This is a genomic window from Streptomyces sp. 8P21H-1, assembly GCF_013302945.1.
The window spans coordinates 1-686 of sequence record NZ_JABTYA010000046.1 but is presented as its reverse complement, the minus strand read 5'-3'; the positions used below and the strand labels follow the sequence as shown (position 1 = coordinate 686).

The window sequence follows — 686 nt, the reverse complement described above, 5'->3', positions numbered from 1 at the left end:
GGAGCACTGGCGCCGCACCCTCGACGGAGCCCCCGAACAGCTGCCCCTGCCCACCGACCGGCCGCGCCGGGCCGTCGCCGGGCACGGCGGCGCGAGCGTCCCGCTGGAGGTGGACGCCGACCTGCACAGCCGCCTGCAGACCCTGGCCCGCGACCACCACGCCACCCTCTTCATGGTCCTGCACGCGGCCCTCGCCGCCCTGCTCACCGCCTCCGGCGCGGGCACCGACGTGGTCATCGGCAGCCCCACCTCCGGGCGGCCCGACGCGACCGCCGACGAGGTCGTGGGCTTCTTCGTCAACCCGGTCGCACTGCGCGTCGACACCTCCGGCTCCCCCTCGTTCTCCGAGCTCCTCGCCCGGGTCCGGCGCACCGACCTGGCCGCCTACGACCACCAGGACATCCCCTTCGACAGGGTCGTGGACGCCCTCGCCCCGCAACGCACCCTCAGCCGTCACCCCCTCTTCCAGGTCGTGCTGTCCTTCCAGGACACCGCACCCCGGCTGGACCTGCCGCAGGTGCCCACCGCCACGCTCCCCGTCGACCTCGGTGCCGCCAAGTTCGACCTCACCGTCAACCTGGTGGAGCGGCGCGCCGCCGACGGCACCGCCGCCGGCCTCACCGGCGACGTCGAGTACGCCACCGACCTCTTCGACGCCGGCACGGCCCGCGCCGCGGCGCGCCGGC

1 protein-coding gene is annotated in these 686 nt (G+C 75.8%); it reads left to right on the top strand.

Features of this window, described 5'->3' with window-relative positions:
- Positions 1-686, top strand: a 686-nt coding sequence (locus HO151_RS00915; protein WP_254594611.1) for a condensation domain-containing protein, incomplete at both ends; no start/stop codon positions are given.